The organism is Halorubrum vacuolatum (assembly GCF_900188065.1).
Lineage (GTDB): Archaea > Halobacteriota > Halobacteria > Halobacteriales > Haloferacaceae > Halorubrum > Halorubrum vacuolatum.
In genome coordinates, this window is sequence record NZ_FZNQ01000009.1 from 111,235 (window position 1) to 128,926 (window position 17,692).

20 protein-coding genes and 1 pseudogene are annotated in these 17,692 nt (G+C 58.1%); 14 read left to right on the forward strand and 7 right to left on the reverse strand.

Annotated elements, in window-relative coordinates:
• The first annotated feature begins 46 nt into the window (after nucleotides 1–46).
• The 3 genes and pseudogenes from CHB65_RS10055 to CHB65_RS10065 form a co-directional block, all read left to right on the forward strand.
• Nucleotides 47–616 (forward strand): cadmium resistance transporter, encoded by a 570-nt coding sequence (locus CHB65_RS10055; protein WP_089384935.1) that lies wholly within the window; start codon nucleotides 47–49, stop codon nucleotides 614–616.
• A 56-nt stretch (nucleotides 617–672) separates the two neighbouring features.
• On the forward strand, nucleotides 673–1,017 hold the full coding sequence (locus CHB65_RS10060; protein WP_089384936.1) for a dihydroneopterin aldolase family protein: 345 nt from the start codon (nucleotides 673–675) through the stop codon (nucleotides 1,015–1,017).
• Between the two features lie 111 nt (nucleotides 1,018–1,128).
• Nucleotides 1,129–1,404, forward strand: a pseudogene (locus CHB65_RS10065) (DUF7533 family protein); the annotation flags it as partial.
• 141 nt (nucleotides 1,405–1,545) lie between these two features.
• On the opposite strand, the gene CHB65_RS10070 reads toward CHB65_RS10065, so the two are convergent.
• The 3 genes from CHB65_RS10070 to CHB65_RS10080 all read right to left on the reverse strand — a co-directional run bounded on the left by CHB65_RS10070 (nucleotide 1,546) and on the right by CHB65_RS10080 (nucleotide 5,682).
• Entirely contained in the window at nucleotides 1,546–2,811 is a 1,266-nt protein-coding gene (locus CHB65_RS10070; protein ID WP_245809949.1) for an MFS transporter, read from the reverse strand.
• Between the two features lie 188 nt (nucleotides 2,812–2,999).
• The gene (locus CHB65_RS10075) at nucleotides 3,000–4,280 is read right to left on the reverse strand and encodes an MFS transporter (RefSeq protein ID WP_089384937.1); all 1,281 of its coding nucleotides are present in this window, start codon (nucleotides 4,278–4,280) and stop codon (nucleotides 3,000–3,002) included.
• A 364-nt stretch (nucleotides 4,281–4,644) separates the two neighbouring features.
• The gene (locus CHB65_RS10080; protein WP_218818938.1) at nucleotides 4,645–5,682 is read right to left on the reverse strand and encodes a tyrosine-type recombinase/integrase; all 1,038 of its coding nucleotides are present in this window, start codon (nucleotides 5,680–5,682) and stop codon (nucleotides 4,645–4,647) included.
• 341 nt (nucleotides 5,683–6,023) lie between these two features.
• Here CHB65_RS10080 and CHB65_RS10090 point away from each other — a divergent pair, with 341 nt between their 5' ends.
• The 3 genes from CHB65_RS10090 to CHB65_RS10100 all read left to right on the forward strand — a co-directional run bounded on the left by CHB65_RS10090 (nucleotide 6,024) and on the right by CHB65_RS10100 (nucleotide 7,058).
• Complete coding sequence (locus CHB65_RS10090) at nucleotides 6,024–6,296, forward strand: phage repressor protein (protein WP_089384939.1); 273 nt, start codon at nucleotides 6,024–6,026, stop codon at nucleotides 6,294–6,296.
• A 94-nt stretch (nucleotides 6,297–6,390) separates the two neighbouring features.
• Complete coding sequence (locus tag CHB65_RS10095) at nucleotides 6,391–6,828, forward strand: hypothetical protein (RefSeq protein ID WP_089384940.1); 438 nt, start codon at nucleotides 6,391–6,393, stop codon at nucleotides 6,826–6,828.
• Nucleotides 6,825–7,058 (forward strand): hypothetical protein, encoded by a 234-nt coding sequence (locus tag CHB65_RS10100; protein WP_143420391.1) that lies wholly within the window; start codon nucleotides 6,825–6,827, stop codon nucleotides 7,056–7,058. Before CHB65_RS10095 ends, CHB65_RS10100 begins: the two co-directional genes overlap by 4 nt.
• Nucleotides 7,059–7,075: 17 nt before the next feature.
• Here the strand turns inward: CHB65_RS10100 and CHB65_RS10105 are convergent, their stop codons facing one another.
• A complete protein-coding gene (locus tag CHB65_RS10105) occupies nucleotides 7,076–7,396 on the reverse strand; it encodes a hypothetical protein (protein ID WP_089384942.1) in 321 nt (106 codons plus the stop codon).
• An 88-nt stretch (nucleotides 7,397–7,484) separates the two neighbouring features.
• On the reverse strand, nucleotides 7,485–8,498 hold the full coding sequence (locus CHB65_RS10110; protein WP_281251561.1) for a Cdc6/Cdc18 family protein: 1,014 nt from the start codon (nucleotides 8,496–8,498) through the stop codon (nucleotides 7,485–7,487).
• A gap of 248 nt (nucleotides 8,499–8,746) precedes the next feature.
• Here CHB65_RS10110 and CHB65_RS17620 point away from each other — a divergent pair, with 248 nt between their 5' ends.
• Together CHB65_RS17620 and CHB65_RS16915 are read left to right on the forward strand one after the other, a co-directional pair.
• Nucleotides 8,747–9,982 (forward strand): AAA family ATPase, encoded by a 1,236-nt coding sequence (locus tag CHB65_RS17620; RefSeq protein ID WP_143420393.1) that lies wholly within the window; start codon nucleotides 8,747–8,749, stop codon nucleotides 9,980–9,982.
• A 222-nt stretch (nucleotides 9,983–10,204) separates the two neighbouring features.
• Nucleotides 10,205–10,774 carry a hypothetical protein gene (locus tag CHB65_RS16915; RefSeq protein ID WP_143420394.1) on the forward strand — a complete coding sequence of 190 codons (570 nt, stop codon included), beginning with the start codon at nucleotides 10,205–10,207 and terminating at the stop codon, nucleotides 10,772–10,774.
• A gap of 496 nt (nucleotides 10,775–11,270) precedes the next feature.
• Here the strand turns inward: CHB65_RS16915 and CHB65_RS10120 are convergent, their stop codons facing one another.
• Together CHB65_RS10120 and CHB65_RS10125 are read right to left on the reverse strand one after the other, a co-directional pair.
• The gene (locus CHB65_RS10120) at nucleotides 11,271–11,528 is read right to left on the reverse strand and encodes a DUF7386 family protein (protein WP_089384944.1); all 258 of its coding nucleotides are present in this window, start codon (nucleotides 11,526–11,528) and stop codon (nucleotides 11,271–11,273) included.
• A 241-nt stretch (nucleotides 11,529–11,769) separates the two neighbouring features.
• On the reverse strand, nucleotides 11,770–11,976 hold the full coding sequence (locus CHB65_RS10125) for a hypothetical protein (protein WP_089384945.1): 207 nt from the start codon (nucleotides 11,974–11,976) through the stop codon (nucleotides 11,770–11,772).
• A 114-nt stretch (nucleotides 11,977–12,090) separates the two neighbouring features.
• Between CHB65_RS10125 and CHB65_RS10130 the strand changes: the two genes are divergently transcribed.
• The 6 genes from CHB65_RS10130 to CHB65_RS10155 all read left to right on the forward strand — a co-directional run bounded on the left by CHB65_RS10130 (nucleotide 12,091) and on the right by CHB65_RS10155 (nucleotide 17,584).
• Nucleotides 12,091–12,513: a hypothetical protein gene (locus CHB65_RS10130; protein ID WP_089384946.1), complete on the forward strand. Its 423-nt coding sequence runs from the start codon at nucleotides 12,091–12,093 to the stop codon at nucleotides 12,511–12,513.
• A gap of 193 nt (nucleotides 12,514–12,706) precedes the next feature.
• On the forward strand, nucleotides 12,707–14,500 hold the full coding sequence (locus tag CHB65_RS10135; protein WP_179213639.1) for a hypothetical protein: 1,794 nt from the start codon (nucleotides 12,707–12,709) through the stop codon (nucleotides 14,498–14,500).
• A 69-nt stretch (nucleotides 14,501–14,569) separates the two neighbouring features.
• Nucleotides 14,570–15,076 (forward strand): hypothetical protein, encoded by a 507-nt coding sequence (locus CHB65_RS10140; RefSeq protein ID WP_089384948.1) that lies wholly within the window; start codon nucleotides 14,570–14,572, stop codon nucleotides 15,074–15,076.
• A complete protein-coding gene (locus CHB65_RS10145) occupies nucleotides 15,073–15,873 on the forward strand; it encodes a hypothetical protein (RefSeq protein WP_089384949.1) in 801 nt (266 codons plus the stop codon). The genes CHB65_RS10140 and CHB65_RS10145 overlap by 4 nt, the downstream gene beginning before the upstream one ends.
• Nucleotides 15,866–17,017, forward strand: coding sequence for an ABC-F family ATPase (locus CHB65_RS10150; RefSeq protein WP_089384950.1), 1,152 nt, complete (start codon nucleotides 15,866–15,868; stop codon nucleotides 17,015–17,017). The genes CHB65_RS10145 and CHB65_RS10150 overlap by 8 nt, the downstream gene beginning before the upstream one ends.
• Nucleotides 17,018–17,188: 171 nt before the next feature.
• Nucleotides 17,189–17,584: a hypothetical protein gene (locus CHB65_RS10155; protein WP_089384951.1), complete on the forward strand. Its 396-nt coding sequence runs from the start codon at nucleotides 17,189–17,191 to the stop codon at nucleotides 17,582–17,584.
• Nucleotides 17,585–17,692 lie beyond the last annotated feature (108 nt).

The following is a 17,692-nucleotide window of genomic DNA, read 5'->3' on the forward strand; positions in this document are numbered from 1 at the left end:
TCCAGGGACGCGATCGGTTTTTGATGCTGGGAGCGAACATCCGGCCGTGCGTACCGTCTTACTCCTCGCGACGTGGCTCTTCATTATCACCCACATCGACACGTTCGCCGTGCTCGTCGCCTTCGGCGTCGACGAGGCGTACACGACGGCGGAGGTCGTCGTCGGCCACTACATCGGATTTACCGCCGGGCTCGTGGGGGCGGTCATCCTCGCGACGGTCGCCGGCGCGGCGTTCCGCGGGTGGACGTTCCTGCTCGGTGTCGTCCCGCTCGCGCTCGGGGTGTGGGGGCTGCTCCGCCGGCGTGACGACGAGGCGCCACCGGTCGTCAACGACGAGGAGACCCCCGGCGGGGTCGCCGTCGTCGCCGGCGCGGGCGTGGGTTTGAGCGGGGAGAACCTCGCGGTCTTTATCCCCTTTTTTAGCGGGCTCGACGCGGTGACGCTCGCAGCGATCGTTGGGTTCTACCTCGTCGCTGCCGGCGTGCTCGTCGTCGTCGCGCTCGCGATCGCCCGTCGGACGGCCGCCGACCTACCGCCGTGGGTCGACCGCTGGCTCGTGCCGGCGATGCTCGCGCTCGTCGGCCTCTACGTCCTCGGGGCAGGGCTGGCTTTCTGAGCGAAACGAGTGGGTCGGATCGACGGACCTTATCCGTCGGTCCCCGAAGACGGGACATGGTAACCGACGCCCAGCAGGCGTGTTTCGAGGCCGGGATCAAGTTCGGCTCGTTGTACCACCAGTTCGCGGGGACGCCGGTGAGCCCGTCAAGCACGCGAAGTTTGGAGACGGCGATGGCCGAAGCGATCGAGAACCAGCCGCACTGTGAGTCGGTGACGGTGACGATCCACGACGACCGGGTCGCCGACGCGATCGACCACGAGAACGGCTACACCGAGTTGACCGGCTCGCTCATGGACGTGGAGATGGCGATCCGGTACGCCGACGTCGCCGTGTCGACCCGGATGCGGATGGTCGACGGGTATCCGCTGATGGAACTCGTCGACGTCGACGAGAGGTGAAGTTACTGCGGGCAGGCGGCGGCATGAAGGGATGTGAGGCGGATAGGGTGCGAACAGGATGATCCGATCCCGTCGCGCCCCTTTTAAGCGACGATGAGGTAGGGGGTGACGATGAAGCTCGGGCTGTTCGATCTGATCGGGTTGGCGGCGACGCTCGTGTTCGCGATCCCGCTCGCGAACTACGCCGTGATCCAGCTGCTCGCCGGCGAGACGGCGCTCGGGGCGGGATTGCTCGTCGTCGCCGTCGCGATGGTCGTGCTCCCGCAGTATTTCCTCGATCCGGGTCGGATCCTTCGTGGGCTTTTAAGAGGACTCCTGCCGCGTCGGTTGCGGGGTGGTGCCACCGGATCGGAAACGGACGAGACGGCCGGTTCGGACGGTGTGGACGACCCGGACGAGACAGTCAGCGCGGCCGAGACGGATGAGACGGACGACGCGAACGGGGCGGTCGAGACGGACGAACCAATCGACGCGGGCGGAGCGGCCGGGACGGCGGACGGACCGCCGTCGGATCGACGACGGGGACGCTCACGCTGACCCGCCAACCTCCCGATCGTCTGGACCGGACTGCAGATGGAGCCAGACCGCACACGCGACCGCGATCACGCCACAGAGCGTCGCGATGGCGAACGCGAGCCGATATCCCGTCGCCGTGTAGACGCGCGCGCCGCCGACGACCTCGCCCGTCCAGTAGGCGTCAAGCGTCCGGCCCATCACCGTCGGCAGCAGCGCCGCGCCGAGAAACGAGGCGCCGTTGACCGACCCCAACGAGATGCCGCTCGCCCGGCTCGGATGTCGCTCCTTCACCATCGGATAGGTGAGCACGAAGGTCCCCAACAGCACGCCGTTAATAAAGAACACCAGTCCGACGACCGGCAACGGCGGATCGCCGATGACCGCGATCAGCGCGAGCCCGAGCGTGAAGACCAGACACCCGACGATGATGAACTGCGTCCGCTCGCCGACTCGATCCGAGAGCCAACCGATCGCCGGCGGACCGAGCACGGATCCAAGTCCGCCGAGAAGCGTCACGACCGACGCCACCGTCACCGTCGTTCCGTATGTCTGCACGACGTACGGGACCCCCCAGAGCCCGAACAGCGTGAGGTTCACCCCGCCGGTACAGAAAAGCAGCAGCGAGACCACCCAGACCGATCGGTCCGCGAGCGCCCGCCGCGTGTACGTCCGAACCTCACCCATCGTGAGCCGTGCCTGTTCGGGAACGCCTTCGATGGATCTGAGGCCCGCCCGCTCCGGCGAGTCCCGGACGAGCGCGTAGGTGAGCGCCGAGACGACGAGGCCGACCGCGCCGAGCGCGAGCAACGTTTCTCGCCAGCCGGCGGCCTCGACCGCGAGCGCGAACGGCGTCGTCGCGAGGATCCCGCCCACGCCGCCGACGGCGAAACACACCCCGCTCATCGTCGCGAACTCCTCGGATCGGTACCAACTCGCACAGAACCGGAGCATCGAGACGAAGATCACGCTCCCGCCGAGACCGATGAGGAGCCGCGCGGCGAGCGCGCCCGTGTAGCTCCCGGTCAACGCGAACCAGATCGCCCCGAGGTTCATCACGAACGCCCCGACGGCCGCGGTTCGACGAGGGCCGACGCGATCGACGAGGATCCCCGTGGGGATCTGCATCACGGCATAGACGTAAAAGAACGTGGCGTGGAGCGTGCCGAGCTGCGCGCCGGTCGTATCGAAGGCAGCCATCAGCGGCTCGGCGATCACCGCCGTCGAAAGCCGGTAGACGTTGACCGCGAGAAAGACCGCCGCGAGGACGGCGAACAGCACCTACCGTCGCGACGTCGGCTCGGCCCACCAGCGCGCCAGTCGGTTCGATACCACGACGTCGGTTGGCCGGGCGACCGAAAAAGCGTGGGGAAACCGGAAGCGGAAGTCATGAGCCGAAAACGGGCGCACCGATCCGTAAGCGAAATCCATGAGCCATCGGCGGGGGCGACGGGTCGGACCGCGGTGGATCAGCCGTCAAGCAACCACAGCAGCGCGAACGACAGCGCGAGCACGACGCTCACCCCGGCGATCGCCGGGAACGCGGCGATGACGCCCCACCGACTGGAGAGGATGCCGAACACCGCCGGTCCGCTCGCGCTCCCGATCGCCGAGCCGGTCTGGATGATGCCGAAGAGGCTCCCGCTCGAACCGGCTTCCGCCTGCTGGGAGACCATCGCGTTCTTGACCGGGTAGCTGGCGTACATCCCGGCGCCGATGACCGCGAACCACACCGAGAGGATGACCGTGAGCGCGACGATCGGCAGCCCTTCAAGCACGGTCGTCGCGAGCGTCGCCGCGACGAGTGCCGCAGTCGCGAGCGAGGCGCCGATGCCGAGGGTGACCCGGTCGATCCGGTCGGCGAGGTCGCCGGCGTACAACGAGGCGAGGCTCCCCCCGACCAGCAGCGCGAAGAAGGCCACGTTTCCCGCCGCGACGGACGCACCGGTTTCGGCGGTGACGTAGGAGGTGGTGTACGTTTGGATCGCCCGGTGCTGCATCGAGAGCACCACCGTCAAAAAGAACAGGACGACGACGCTTCGCGTAATGTGAATATCGAACACACCCGCCGATCGGAGCCGTTCGAGCGCCGAGGGTGCACGTTCCTCGCCCGAACCGCCGTCGGTTCGTGGCCGGGATGAAGCCGCCTCATCGACGGGTTCGGGATCCTCGGCGGTGAGAAAGAGATACAGAACCAGACAGCTGACGGCGGTGCCGATGAGGACGCCCGCGAGCAGCGCGAGCCGCCAGCCGGCGATCACGGCGACGCCCCCGACGATCACCGGCGCCGACATCGTTCCGAGCGCGCCGCCGAAGCCGAACACGCCCATCGCTTTACCCTCGGTCGACTCGGTCTCGTAGTCACTGATGAGCCCCATACCGGCCGGGTGGAACGCGCTGCCGCTGATGCCGGCGATGGCCTGCGCGACGAGCAGCGTCTCGTAGTTCGGCGACAGCGCCGCGAGGAGGATGCCCGCGGCCATGCCGAACAGGCCACCGACCAGCAGTCGCTCCTTGCCGACGACATCGGCGAGCATCCCCGCCGGAAGCTGAAAGAGGGCGTACATGACGAAGAAGATCGTCACGAGAAAGCCCGCCTGCGCGTAGGTGATGCCGAAGTCGGCGACTAAGAGCGGAATGATCGGAGGGATAACGATCGAGAAGAACTCGTTGACGCCGTGGCCGACGGTGATCGACCCGATCGCTCGTGGATGGGCGACCTCGCGAAGCCGACGGGCGAAGCTCAACACGGTGGCTCAGCGCTCGGCGTCGGACCTACTAAGGCGATCGGAACCGGGGGTCCCCGCCGGGATCGATCGGCTCGCGAGCATGCGCCTCGGCGAGATGGGCCTTGCCGGATGTTGAACCACGGTCGTTCCGCAGTGGTCCACTCCCTGATTCAAATCCACCGTCCAGCCTCGCGGCTCGCGAACGTGCTCGCCGCGAGAGATGGGCCTTGCCGGATGTTGAACCACGGTCGTTCCGCAGGGTCACTCCCTGATTCAAATCCGCCATCCAGCCTCGCGGCTCGCGAACGTGCTCGCCGCGAGAGATGGGCCTTGCCGGGTGCGAACCACACGCTTGCTGCTAATTTTCGGTTATCGTTATTGTGAATCATTCTCTCGGTAAGTAGTCGCGCCGCTGCTCAGCCTTCTCCCGTTCACCCCGCCGATCGTAGTGCCGATCGAGCACATCCTCACTCGCGTTCAATCGATCGCTCACCACCTGCCGAGGGACATCATCACGTTTGTACGCCGTCACCCGGCCACTCCGCACATCGTGAGGCGACCGCGAGGAAGGGCACTTCGACGCATGAAGCGTCATCGTCGCCTGACAATCCTCGATCTCACGATCATGCGGACACTTTCCAGTACGCCAACACGGGCGGGTGATCACGTACAGATCGCTGCGAAGCGTCGAAACCGCCGGTCGCCCCTTAGAGGTCGTCACCAACGGATGGCGACCAAACTTATCGACGACATTCTCACGCTCCGATTTGATGTAATCCTGAAGTACGCGGGCGACGTGGGCCGAAATCGCGTTCCACCGCTCACCACTCGGCCCATTCTTCAGCGGAGTATCCGACTCCGGACGATGAGCAAACTTCACACCGGGCCGGTCACTATCAAGATCGCAGTCACCCACGTCGAGCGCGCGAATCCCTCCGACCCGAGCACCCGTGTGCCACAGGAGCAGCATCACGACATGCCGGCGGGAGGCGTACCGATACCGTGAAAGGTAATCCAAGATATCGACCGCCCGCTCAGGATCGAGCGTACTGTCGCTGACCCCCTCGGCGCTCGTAACCGTGGGCAGCGGAACCTTCTCCCGAAGCGCCTCCGGAACCGCGTTCACCTCGGCACAGAACCCGAGAAACGAACGAACCGTCGCCAGCTGCCCACGAAGTGTGATCGTCGTGATCGGCTCCCGATCCTCACCATTCCCCTCACGTCGCCAAATCCGGAACTCGTACATATCCCGACCGGACAAGTCATTCAGATTCTCGACGCCCGTCTCTTCGCACCACTGTACGAACGCATCGAGGCGGTACATATGCCCGCTGAGCGTCCGGTCGCTCAGTTCGTCCTGCCGGGCCTCCAGGTACATCTCGACCGCGCGCGCCGGATCGAGTGGCTCCAGATCGTCACTCATGCTGAGCCCTCCCGTTCGAGCCGCTGCTCGTACTCGTCGCTGACTGTACCGAACCGTCGTCGGGGGCTTTTAGACCCCCTCCATTGTGTGAACACATGGCTTTCGTGCTGTCCCACGGAAGCCCACGCGGACCCGCTGTCATCAGCAGCGGGGTCCGCATCGTTCTGAGCGGACTCGTCTCCATCCGACGAGCCCATGAGAGCGCTTCCGTAGCAACAACTAGTGAAGTGCATTGTCATAATACTAACGACGTACATAGTTGATATCAAACTACGATCGTAGATCAGATTCAAGTGGTAGAAGAGACCTTTTTTTATATGGCCACTAATGATTCTCGAAAGATGGTAGAGCGAATATCGTGGTTCTCTCCCGTTGACTACGAAATTCTCGGGTTCTTTGAGAACCATGACATCCGATCTTCGCCGCATATCATCGCACTCAACATTGACTATGACCGCCAGTACGTGAGCAAAAGATGCCGAGTACTCTTCCAGCAAGGTATTTTGACGCAGCACACGGATGGCGTCTACGAACTCTCGGACGAAGGAAGGGCATTTATTAAAGGAGATGTGCCTCCTGAACGGTTCGAGCAGGATGTCTCTGAAAGTGATTAAATCCCGATGTGGACCGGCGTGATTGGGTGGCTTTTTAGGTTCTACCGGAGTAGCCAGCGGTATGTCGTATCGGACTGAGGAGGTAGATGGGTGAATGGCGGAACCTGCCTTCTCAGTGCTTGAGATCATTGCGATCGCCGTACCTCTGATCGCGATCGTCGTATTCCAGATTTTCAGCTCTAATCTCGACGAACGGATGCCCGATGAGGCATTGAAAATGATCGGACGGTTGCTAATCGTTACTGGCTTTCTGTTTATTGTGGGTCTCGTTTTTACTCTCGATGCGATCCTACGGACATCGCTCGACTCAGGACTTTTAGTGGGAACAACCGTGCTCGTGTTTGGCCTGTCGTTTCTCACTATGGTCGTGCTTGTGTTTCCCATGTACCTACTGGTGAAATCCGAAGATGAAACCCAACAGACCGAACTCTCGGACCTCTCCCCGAAAACAATGGAGGAAGATTTAGAACCCCAGAGTGATGATAACCAAGTAGAGACGGAGCCTGAACCCGAGGTCGAGGAGACGGAATGAATCGGGTTCGCTACCTCCAAAGAACAATGGCTACCAAGAGTTTCAATCGTCGGGACATCGACCGGTTGATGAAAGGAGGCGTGGGCGGCATCATCGCGCTCGGCATCGGGATGGCGCTCATGGTAGCTGGTTCTATTTTCGGCGTAGCTATCGCAAACTCGCTGGGCTATGTCGTGGTTTTCCTTGCATTTGCGCTGCTGATTTGGACGATCTATCCTGCCTTCAAGTAATTCGGTCAAGTGCGTATTCATCGCTGATCGATCTCTAATCGGTCACCCACGATCTCAAGAGCATCAGTCACCCAGTGTGGGAGATCTCCATCGACACCGGAGCCGTCGCGAACCGCGTAGGTCGCTTCAAGCGATCGATTGACGATCCGGGCGTCGACGCGCCAGTCTGCATACGCCTCACCAGTTTCGAGTTCAACCTGGAGCGTCCGATTCGCGTCGAGCGTGATCGTCGCCTCGACGTGTTCCGGATCGCCCGGTCGGTGGATACCTTCGGCGATGAGATCGATCGTAAGTTCGGTCGTCTGTGCGCCGCCATGGGCTGGTTTCGTTGAGACCATACTCGGCCGTGGTTGCGATTACGTTATGAGTCTGACCCGGAGTGTTCCGAATGGTTCCGGATGGTCAAAATCGACAGACAGAAGCGACTTACACTTGTTCCGGATGCACTTCGTGATGCTCAATAGACAGGTCGTAGAACTTCTTTCCAGCCCGGTGTTCGGTCTCGATCAGGTCGTAGTGCTCAAGTTTCAAGAGGTGAGAGTCTCGGAGGTATCGGAGGGTCACGGGGTCGGCGTGCTTTCGGGTGTAGCGCTCGTATAGCTCCCGCTGGATGAGCGGGCCCTCTTCGCGCAGTATCTCGTAGATGACGCGCTGGTGCTGGTTGAGCTTCGAGTAGGTCTTTCGTGCCATTTCCCGTTTCGCCTGGGGGAGAGCATCATCCACGACTCGCACAGGGATCGTCGAGAGACCTTCATCCATCGCGAAGCGGGCCGACACACGGAGCGTCTTTATGCCGGTTCGCGCATCCCCGTCGCAGAGGCGAGCGATACGCTCGAAGACATCTGCTTCCGCCGCGTTCGGTCCGAGGCCGGATCGAGCGCGTCGTTCGAGTATCTCCGCGATCATATCGTCGCTGTAAGAGTCGAAGCGAACACGGTAGCCGACAGAGACGCGAGAGCGTACACGGTCGTCAAGGCCAGCGAGGAGATCGATCTCGTCGTTCGCGATGCCGATCCACGAGAGGCCACGGATCTCGTGGAGGTCATAGAGCACCTCCGTCTCTTCCAACTGGTCGACCTCGTCGAGGATGACGACACCAGGACTGTTGAGGTTCATCTTCACGCGCTTGATTAGCTCCGACGTCGAGGAAGTTCGTGACACGGCCGTCCCAACGAGATCGCGAGCGAGAATCTCAAGGACCGCGTTTCTGGTATAGTCCTGCCAGCAGTTCACGTATGCGTGGGGGACATCGAGAACTTCTCGGCGAAGGGCTCGAACCGATGCACGGGCGACCGTGGTTTTGCCAGCTCCGGACGGACCGAAGAGGAAGCAGTTCTCGGCTCGGAAGCCGTCTTCGATCGGTGAGAGGGCATCGGTAACTTCGTTCATGTGGCTGTTCCGCCCAACGACCTCACGCGGGAGGTGATCGTCATCAAACACCGCTCCATCACGTATCACAGTTTAACCGACTCACTGGAGAGTACATAAGGTGAACCCCGAGTGTTCCGGATGGTTCCGGATGGGACAGAATCGCTATATCATGGACAGTTAGTATTGTTCCGAATGGTTATGTGGGTGGCAATGACCTGTTATTAATCTATAATGACCGTATTCGATTGAATACTCCATTTCATCGCGACAGGCGGCTGGGACCTACTTTTTTTAATTTGCCCGCAATATTGGCAGGCGTGCAAAAAATAGAGATCCAAAGATTCGGTCCAATAAAACAAGCCGAAATTGATGTGTCACCACTGACTGTATTAATCGGGCCAAACGGCTCTGGAAAGAGTTATACTGCGAAGCTCTTGCATTCATATTACAGGTCTTATGGAGATGTACTTTTCCGACGTGTTACACAAAAAACAAAAAAAGAGGAACTATTATCCGAAGATCAATACGACGCCTATGAAGAAGCTCTTCAAGAATTGCAGAATGGGAATGAAGCACACGTTGATCCTTCGATAATAAACGCGATAGCAGAGTTTGTATACCAAGAAATGTCGGAAAAGTTAGACAGGGGAATCACATCAACATTTTCTAGCGAAGCACACGATCTGATTACCGAAGGACGTAGGAAGACTAGATTTGACATATCTACTGAGTTTGGTGGGACTGAAATCAGTTTTTGGCGTGAAGACGAAAACATCCAAACTAGGCAGTTTCCAGAAATAAATGATCGCGTGGTATTGGTACCAGAAGGAGGTGGATTTGAAGAGGTAGCCACAGGTACAAAAAAAGAAGACAGAGGGTATCTATTCGAAGTTCCTGAAGATGCGTTAGCAGATATAGATTTAACCACAATATTGGCTGTTCTGACGTTGAGTGAGATTGGTATAGGCATTCGTACGGATTCTCGCTACTTACCTGCTGCAAGGTCGGGGCTACTGGAAAGCCATAAAGTCATTTCTCAAGGTGCATTTGACATGTTATCTCATGCGGGCATCGAGCCAATAGAAGTCCCGGCATTTTCTGGCGAAGTCAAAGACTATCTTAATCAGATCGTGAATATGTCTAACAAAGACGAGGGGGAATTGAGCGATATAGCTGATGATTATGAGCAAGATCTGTTGGATGGAGAAATTAAGATAGAGCAAAAAGACGACAGACCTTACCCAGAAATAAAATTCTTACAACTTGGACGTGAATTTCCACTGCATCTCATTTCAACCGGCGTATTAGAAACAGCTCCTCTTATTTTATACACCAGATATTTGCTGTCAAGCGATTCAACCCTTGTAATTGAAGAACCAGAAGCTCACCTCCATCCCGAGAATCAACTGAAGGTGGCACATTTTATTGTTAGGCTTTCGAACGCAGGTGTAAGGGTTATTGTTACAACTCATAGTGATTTCTTTTTACAACAATTGAGTCACTCAATCAGGCTATCACAGGTTAATGAAAAATCAAGAATGATAGCAAATTAGCTGATGTCCCTGAAATAGACCCCCAGAAGGTATCGATCCACGTTTTTGAGTCTGTAGGAGAAGGACCAGGTGACTTCCAAGAATATAGCGCGACAAAGCTAGACATAGACGGAGCAGAGGGTATTCCACTAGAAGAATTTGAGCGTGTAACTGACAATCTCTACGGACTTTCCTTTAAAATCAATAGATTACTTGAAAAAACATGGGAGGTGAACTAGTAGAATGTCCAGTAATGGTGTGAATATAACGCTTTCACAAGTGTCCAATACATTGTCCATATCAGAATACGATTCTTGTGAGGAAAGTGGCTGCAGGATAAGATTTGATGATATTCCTGAAAGAGTCGTTGTTCGTCCTGAAGAGCTTGGTGATGATGATGAACGGGCAGATTATGCAGTGTTTTTTCCTGAACCACAGACTAACCGACCGTCTGGCATAGGGACCCCTCTGGATTCAGCTGGGAGCAGTAATAGTAATGCTGTTGATTATGTTGCAGCTATTGAGCTTAAATCAACATTTGACGATAGAAAAAAGGTAAAATCACAAATAGAGGGGGCTATCGATTTTATAATTGACACATTGACAAACATCTGTCAGCCATGGTGGGAAGTTAAGTGCTTATGTTTGGTTGTTCCTAGAACAAGCAATATCAATCTTAGAAAAAATCCAATAACATTTGACAAGCACTTGCGTGGAAAAAGAAAAATATTCGAGGTGGTGACTCTGAGAAACAATCAGGAGTTGGTGTCTGTTTTTGAGCGATATGGCGAAGATGTTGGAACGCCGTTGTGATGATTAACTTTCGTGTAGTAGATCAGCCAGAGTAGGTCTGTCCTCCCAGGACCGGAAGCCCGAAGAGAAGATATTCTAGGCTCGAAGATCGTTCTCGATCGGTACGAGGACGAACTGAGGTGAACGTGGTCGTGCGTACCTATCGGACGGACCTCACGCTGACAAACTAGAGAGATAGTAGAGTAAGGTTAGTGACCTGAGACTGTTTCTACGGTCTATGCCCTCCCAACAGAACTTCATAATCGGCAGTACCGCAATTGTCATCGCCACCGCGGGGTGTTCCGATCTTGCAGAATTCGACTCCACTTATTCGTCATCCGATGACAGCGGGTCAGATGATAGGCCAATATTAGACGACGAAGAAACCCGTCACGATCTTGTTGAAATCTATAACGATGCGATCGGGACGTGAACTGGAGGAAGAGGCCAACGAACTAGAGATGAAAAACATAGACGAGCTAGCTGAGATGCTTGATGTCGAACCCGAAAGTGGATTCTAGCGCCACCGACTTTTGATCCTTGTCCGGTAGTGTAGGCCGATCACGTCAGTGTTGAACTGCTGGATCGTCACGGGGTCCAGCTCATCACGGGCGTCCCTCATGTTCTGCTCGCTCTCGATCAGATGTGCGAGCGCCGCATCGATCACAACGCTCATCGGAGGGTCGTCGTCAGAACCGCTCGCGACGATCTCACTTGCGCGTTCGAGCTGCCGCTCGCGTTCATCCGTCAATTTGAGCGACGTTCGACGGCTCATTCATATACCTCCGTATGCACCGGGGGTCGATTCCCGTCGATCTGGAGTGACTGAACCGGGCCGCGTTCATATAGGGGGGTGGGGCCACCGCCACGATCGGCGCGGGGACCCCACCCGAACCCCTCCGTTTTGATGCACCTGTCGAGCCCATAGCCCACGGGAAAGTGCATAGATCGAGGATCGGTAATACATCCACACCGCACCCCACGGGGTCGCATCGAAAACCCCTCTCCGACGGGTTTCATCGGATCCCCGCTGGTAGTTCCGGAATTCGGCCGTCCGATACCGCCCGCACCACGTACACGCCGCGGTCGAGCCGCTGGACGTGCATTCGCTGGTCGTCGGGGATTTGCCCATCGTCGAGCACGCCGTCCATCCCCAGCTCGCCCTTATCGAGCGTCACGCGGGGTGTTCCATCACAATCTACGAGCTTTCGTAGCGAAGACATCGTTCCTCCGGGGCACGGTGGGGTATAAAATGATACCGGCGTATCCACCACGTATCCATAGCATATCCGCAAACCGGCGTTTAACCACGGCGCGCGTGGGCTTCACGGACGCGTATGGCAACAGCATTCGGCGGTCTAAGCGAGTACACTGGTAAAGAAATCGACCTGATCGACCTTGCGGCGGTGATCGGCATCCCCTGGTTCGCGGCGACCATCTTCGGCGTGTTCAGTTTCGAACTGTCGATCTTCGGTGGCTACAACTTCTCGGATGCGATCTGGAGCGTGGGCGGGGCCGAGATCTCCTTCGCGCTGCTCGCAGTGTTGTTCCTCACCGTCTGGATCCTCGGCACGAACGAGTTGAACGGGAGCGACTACCGGCCTGAAGAGTTGGCAGCGATCGTATTCGCGCTCCTCACGCCGTTGATGTTCGTGTTCGTTCCCGCGTTCGAGAGTCTCGTACTGTGGAACGACATCAGCCAGCTGTTCTTCACGCTGGCGGTGTCGGTGGCAACGACGTGGATCAGCTACGTCGCATAAGCGGCCTTTCGAGAGCGTTCACACTTATGACAGAGACACCAGCGATCGGACCTCGAAGCGCGTTGATCCTCGCGGCACTGTGGGGAGGAATCACCATCGCGGCGTACGCCGCCGTGATCGGCTCAATGCTGTAACAACTAACACGACAATGACAACGAAATCTGAAGATACGAGGATCAATCGACGGCGGTTCATGCAAGGAGTGGGAGCATCGGCTGGAGCGGCGATCGGGCTCGCCCATGCCCACGGTCCCGTGCAACAAGCAGACGCTATCGCCCCTGCGGTCGCCGTCGGAGCGGTCGGCGGGTCAGCCGCCTTGGGGTGGGCACTCCGTGAGTTCGAAGTAGTCGGGAGTGACAGTCCTGCTGAGGGTCTTACAGCCGATGCTCTCGAACAATCGGCTTATGAGACGATGCGAGCACGTCGGAGTAACAACTACTCCACCTTCATTGACAACAAAAACATTCTCGATGGCGCTGAACACTCGGCATATACGGAAGCTAAGATCGCAGCGATCGAGGCGTTAAACGATCAAGAAAGCCAAGACGATGTACAAGATGCGGCCGTTGATGCCGTCGATGAGTACCAAACAACCATAGAAAAGAACCTCCTCAAATCATGGAATGAGTCCGTTGAGGAGTTCTACGCCCTCTATGAGACTGTCGACGAGCACGACGATCTGGGTACTAGCTCGGTTTTTCGGAACTCGTTCTACGAAAATCCTCGAAAACCCGATGATACTGAGGAGTACCAAGATGAACACACCTACGAACTTGCGAATGGTGAGGAGTTCGAACTCCACTACCTCCAGATCACCTACAACCCCTCGAACAACACCTATACTGAGAACTACTGGTCTGCTATCTACTTCCACCAAGAGGATGGTAATAACGACCGTCAATACAGGTACTTCGTAAAGTTCGACCGCGACGGCTCCGACCGCGTCGACGAACTCGAAGAAGAAGGCGCTGAGGGGTTCTATCTCGCATACTACACGTGGAAAAACTTGATCGACGATATTCAAGACGCATTTTCCAACGTCCGTGATGGCGTCATCACATGGGTAGATGAAGTGTACGGTGAAGTTCAGTCCGGAGACATCGACATCGAGGAGCTGATCACACCTCGTGAGCAGGCTGAAATGATGGCTGAAGATGAGGACATGGCGAAAGCCATCGCCGACCTTCAGGCACTCAATATCCCAATCGACGTTGAACGGGAGGCTGAGATCTACCTCCCTGAACCCGATGCCACCGTACGAGGAACACTCGGAATCACACAAGATCAATCGATCGAAGCCGGCGAGGAGTACGACCCGGATGAAGACATCGACGGGTCGGTGTACCTCACGTACGACGTATCACTCGGCGAGGGATCATGGGGTGCATATGAGGACGAGATCGATGGTGGCGAAGTCACTTTCACTGATCATCCGTTCCCAGATACCTCTTTCACGATAACCACGATCGCCGACGAATCCGTCACTGTCACTGATGACGAGTTCACTCCTCGTGATTCCGACGGCGACGAATACGACGGCGTGAACGACGAGGACGCCGATCACTTCACGATTGACCTTAGTGACGACCTAGACGATGCGATCACCGAAATCGAGGGTGTTCAATACTTTCCGACAGACGATGAGTCGAACTATGAGACGATCCAGCTCTCGGATCCCTTCGAAGTCGTCTCGATCGAGACTTCAGGCGGCGAGCAAGTCGAGGAAATGAACTTCGAATCCTCCGAGCCGCAGTCCGACGATAATTACATCTCACAGGAAGAGTGGGACGAACTTGAGGAGCAAAATCAAGAACTGATCGACAAATTCAACGAGTCACAAGAGGGTGGCGGGATCGGTGGCGGACTCCCCGACTTTGGGGACTTCGACGCCGGGATGGGAACGATAGCGGCCGGTGTCGCCGTCGGCGCGGGTGTCCTCATCGGTCTCAGAGAGATCATTTCCCTATGGCTCCCCGGCGGCCGCTAAGTCACTACCATCATGAACTACCTTTTGACGGTACTCACAACGGTGTTAGTGGCGCTTTTTCTTGTGGGCATGGGCGGGGGCGTAGCGGCCGAAACGCCCGATCCCGAGAACGTCTCACTCATCGAATCAGAAACGGAAGCCGACACGCTCGACAACCAAGAGGAGATCCAACTCTCGAACAGTATCACGCTCACCGGGTGGGAATTTAGCGGGGATCGAGCGAGAATCGGCATCGAGGCTGAACGAGCCGAGCGGATCGAAGTAAGTGACAACGTAGCAGGGATGGGCGAATCCGGCGCGTCGAGGGTTCCCGTAACCGACCAACGAGTGTTCACCGGTTCGACCGTCGTCGTGGTCCCCGTCGATAGCTTCGCCGGAGGCCACGCCGTCACCGTCTCAGCCGGGGGAGAATCGCTCCGTCTCTCGACAGATATGGATACAGAGGGAGACGACCCATTCCGACACTTCGGCGGGGAGAGTGGGCTCTTCTCCGGGATGCTGTTAGCCCTCTTTTCGAGCATGGCGGGAGCCGGGTTCGTCCTGTGGCGAGAGGATAGCGGGGTAATGAAAGCATGAGCGAGAGCACATCAAGCACCTTCAACGGGTGGGCGGATCGACTCACGTGGCTCTTAGCGGAGGGACAGATCCTCGTGTTGGGGTTAGCGTTTACCCTGGGTGGAATCATCGTGATCTATCGCCCGACGCTTCCCTCTGTCCCGCCGATCGTGGTCGGATGGATCGCCGCGATTCTCCTGTTCGGTCCGCCACTGTTCGCGTTCTTCGTCGTATTCGTCCGTCGGCTGCGGAATCGAAACATGGTCGCAGTCCACCAGGTGAACGGACGGAGCGATGTCGTCGAGAAGTACTACGTCGAGCCCACGATCTGGCAGGACAAGAAGATCGAAGGGCCCGCGCCGTATCCTATCAACGGTGGGGCCGCGTGGGGAGTTCAGGAGTTCGAGTACGACGAGGACCTCGGAGATCTCCGGGTGAAAGGCGTGTGGCTCTCCGAATGTGAGGACACGAAGATCCTCACCTCGAAGTCGCACTTCGAAGCCATCTACGAGAAACTCACAGAGTCACACATCGCGCTGAACGTGATGCGTGATTCCGTCTCCGAGTTCGGTGCGGACATCCAGCAGACACTCGTGAACCGCGGCGCGGAAGCCCGCGAGAAGGGTACGCTCATGGACGAGCGGGCGGTGAAGGACGTCTTCGAGGCGTTCGGCGAGGACATCAGTGGAACGGGAGCCGACGACCTGCCCACGCTAGAGCTGGAAGAACTCGCGAGTGAGGCGGTCGGCGAGCCCGAGAGAAACGGATCGGCCCCGAGCGATGGGCTTGGGCCGGAGGAGGTTCCCGCCGATGACTGACGACAACGACGTCTACACCCCGGCGCAGTACCGCGAACATCAGGACGGCTACGGAATTCGTGATCCGGACGCGCACCCACACGCGGGGATCGTTCGTGATCCGGACGTGAGTCGGTACGCCGCGATCGTGGGCGAGAACTACGATCCCCGCGAGCAACCCGCCGGGATGCCCGGTCGCGCCGAGGAGCTGCGGGAGATCCGCGAGATACGCGCAATCGCGGCCACCGAGACCGCCCGGATCGCGCTCGATGCGGGCGACATGCCGACGCTCAAGCACCTCACGGGCGACCAACAACAACGGGCGGACATCAGCGGGATGAAAGCCATCCAGCAGCTCGACGAGATCATCACGTCGCCCGCACCCGTGATCGTTATTCTCGGAGAGATGGGAGCCGGCAAGACCGACGCCGGGTGTCTCATCGGACAGCGAGCGAGCCACCTACTTGGCGTCGAGAAGGTCGCGAGCAACATCCCGACGCTCAAGGAAACCGACGAGTGGACCGATCAGCAGGGTGAGAGCCGGTCCGGGTTCATCCCCGACTTTCCCACGATGGACGAGTGGGTCAAACAGGACGGCGACCCGCTGCATAACGACCAGTCGCGAAAACTCTTCATCGGAGATGAGTTCTCATCAGTTGGCTCCGGAACCGGGAAATCGGGCCACTTGATGCGCCAGCGAATGGGGCCGCTTGTGTTCAAGATCCGGAAGTACGACGGATTGCTCATCTACATCGCCCACGACGAGAGTTCGATTCACCCGCTTCTGTGGCGGGTCGGCGTGATCCTCAAGAAGACGTCGAAGAAGCAGGCGGTCATCGCGGACAAGATCAAGTCGGGCGAACTCCGGAACGAGCGGTTCCGCATCGACGGCATCCCACAGACGGACTGGCGATACAACACCAAGGATCCGTCCGTGTGGTCGTGGACGAACGAGGAGGTCGAGGACGACCCCGAGCCGGGAGATGTCGCCTACGACGTCGCCGTGTGGACCGCCGTGTACACGGACAAGGAAGGACTGTCAAGCCGCGAAGCCGCTAAATTCGTGCCGTTCAGCCACTCGTGGGTGGCAAAACGCCGGAAGGAGTACCACGAGGAGGGAGCACACCGCGATCGCCTTGACAGGGTGGAAGCCATAACCGCATGACTGCACCGACCTGTAACGCTGTAAGCGTAAACCTACCCCCTGTACGTAGGGGTGAGATACGCGGCCCACAGCCCGCTCGCGAGACGAGCGGGGCGAGCCGTGGGCGGGGCGTCGTACATGGCGAGGAGATGATATATAAGACGCGCACGAGGCGCGGGAGCGGGTAGATCGATGCCGAGCCATCGAGCGAACGCCCACGGCACAGCGTGTGAGTACTACCTCGCCGAGAAGTACGATGTTCGGCTCGTCGACGAGGACGGTAAGCGGCTGGATACGAGCTGGTACGATGGGCTGAAGCGGGGCGTTCCGTGGGAGTTCAAAGCGACCGCCCGGCAACACGCGGACGGACAGCCGGGCAACTTCAAGATCTACAAGAAGTACCACGATCGGCTCCAGCAGCAGGGCGGTCGGTACGGGTTCGCTGTGTACCGTGTCCGTGGGCGAGGGACGCAGATCCTCAAGACGGCGACGGTCCGGGCGTCGAGGCTACCCACCGTGCGGTGGCATGGAGGTGGGAGTCATCGAGGGAGTCAGCAGGCGAAGGTATCTCTATCTAATATATTCTAAAACCTCTTACAACTGCTCTATTGAAAATGCGGTACGGGAGCGGGATCATAGTGTTTTGGCGAGCTTTTTGAGGTTGTTGAGGGCGAATGAGAGGATGATCTCACGGAA

Excerpts from the sequence above, each read along its gene's own strand:
- CHB65_RS10125 (WP_089384945.1), bottom strand. The coding sequence starts at position 11,976 with ATGTCTTCGCTACGAAAGCTCGTAGATTGTGATGGAACACCCCGCGTG.
- CHB65_RS10130 (WP_089384946.1), top strand. The coding sequence starts at position 12,091 with ATGGCAACAGCATTCGGCGGTCTAAGCGAGTACACTGGTAAAGAAATC.
- CHB65_RS10135 (WP_179213639.1), top strand. The coding sequence starts at position 12,707 with ATGCAAGGAGTGGGAGCATCGGCTGGAGCGGCGATCGGGCTCGCCCAT.
- CHB65_RS10080 (WP_218818938.1), bottom strand. The coding sequence starts at position 5,682 with ATGAGTGACGATCTGGAGCCACTCGATCCGGCGCGCGCGGTCGAGATG.
- CHB65_RS10120 (WP_089384944.1), bottom strand. The coding sequence starts at position 11,528 with ATGAGCCGTCGAACGTCGCTCAAATTGACGGATGAACGCGAGCGGCAG.
- CHB65_RS10095 (WP_089384940.1), top strand. The coding sequence starts at position 6,391 with ATGGCGGAACCTGCCTTCTCAGTGCTTGAGATCATTGCGATCGCCGTA.
- CHB65_RS10145 (WP_089384949.1), top strand. The coding sequence starts at position 15,073 with ATGAGCGAGAGCACATCAAGCACCTTCAACGGGTGGGCGGATCGACTC.
- CHB65_RS10155 (WP_089384951.1), top strand. The coding sequence starts at position 17,189 with ATGCCGAGCCATCGAGCGAACGCCCACGGCACAGCGTGTGAGTACTAC.
- CHB65_RS10060 (WP_089384936.1), top strand. The coding sequence starts at position 673 with ATGGTAACCGACGCCCAGCAGGCGTGTTTCGAGGCCGGGATCAAGTTC.
- CHB65_RS10150 (WP_089384950.1), top strand. The coding sequence starts at position 15,866 with ATGACTGACGACAACGACGTCTACACCCCGGCGCAGTACCGCGAACAT.
- CHB65_RS10100 (WP_143420391.1), top strand. The coding sequence starts at position 6,825 with ATGAATCGGGTTCGCTACCTCCAAAGAACAATGGCTACCAAGAGTTTC.
- CHB65_RS16915 (WP_143420394.1), top strand. The coding sequence starts at position 10,205 with ATGTCCAGTAATGGTGTGAATATAACGCTTTCACAAGTGTCCAATACA.
- CHB65_RS10140 (WP_089384948.1), top strand. The coding sequence starts at position 14,570 with ATGGGCGGGGGCGTAGCGGCCGAAACGCCCGATCCCGAGAACGTCTCA.
- CHB65_RS10090 (WP_089384939.1), top strand. The coding sequence starts at position 6,024 with ATGGTAGAGCGAATATCGTGGTTCTCTCCCGTTGACTACGAAATTCTC.
- CHB65_RS10105 (WP_089384942.1), bottom strand. The coding sequence starts at position 7,396 with ATGGTCTCAACGAAACCAGCCCATGGCGGCGCACAGACGACCGAACTT.